This window comes from Oleiphilus sp. HI0117, from assembly GCF_001635235.1.
This window is the reverse complement of record NZ_LWGA01001382.1, coordinates 1-775: the sequence shown is the minus strand read 5'-3', so window position 1 is coordinate 775 and position 775 is coordinate 1. Positions and strand designations below refer to the sequence as shown.

Here is a 775-nt window from a genome sequence, read left to right as displayed (position 1 = left end):
ATGCCGCTCGCAGCCCATGCCCACGATGTAGATTGGTTTCAAATACGGATCCGCCGTCGTTAAGACCAAGCTTGCACTGAGTACTTCCGAAATAATTCGCCCAAACTCATTCGCGCCACCTTCATGCCCGGACAGCAAGGGAATAACAAATTCGCCACGTTCATCCAGAACGAGGACGGGCGGGTCTTCATGTTTGTTCACCATTACCGGCGCGAGTGTTCGCATGACAATGCCTGTGGCACAGATTAAAATCTGTCGTTCGCCGGCGCGAAATGAGTCTTGCACCGTTTGCGCAAAGGGTTGCGGTTTAAACGACACCTCGACTTCATTCGTAAGCGCAGTTGAATCGGTTCTAATTGCGCTTGCTAAGCGTTCTGCCAAACAGCGCCCGGCTTCGGTTAACGCGAAAATTCTAATCACGACTTCTCTCCTCTGAGCTACGATCTGCCGATGGTAAAACCACAAACAAAGAAAAATACGGCCCTTGCTCTGGAGATAATTGAGTTATATCGCTCACAATCTTCTGATTATCTCGGCCGATATATTCAAGATACGTGGCGTCGGCTAATCTTCCCGTTCGCTCAAGCAATGCCAATATTCTTGGGCGGGCCTGCCCTGCTTTCATGATCACCACACTATCGTGCTCGCTAAGGGCTCGCTCTATTTGCGAATCCTGATGACGGCCACTGACCACAACAAACGATTCTTTTAACATTGTAAGCGGTTGCATCATCGCGCTGGCAGCAGCATTCACAGACGAAATACCTGGGATCAC

The 775-nt window shown here is 50.1% G+C and carries 1 protein-coding gene and 1 pseudogene; both read right to left on the bottom strand.

What is annotated here, in order from left to right:
- Positions 1-420 (bottom strand): annotated as a pseudogene (locus A3757_RS23585) (cobalamin biosynthesis protein CbiG); the annotation flags it as partial.
- The coding region (locus tag A3757_RS23580) for an SAM-dependent methyltransferase (RefSeq protein WP_231878373.1) at positions 413-775 on the bottom strand (363 nt) is incomplete at its 5' end. The gene A3757_RS23580 and the pseudogene A3757_RS23585, both read right to left, overlap by 8 nt.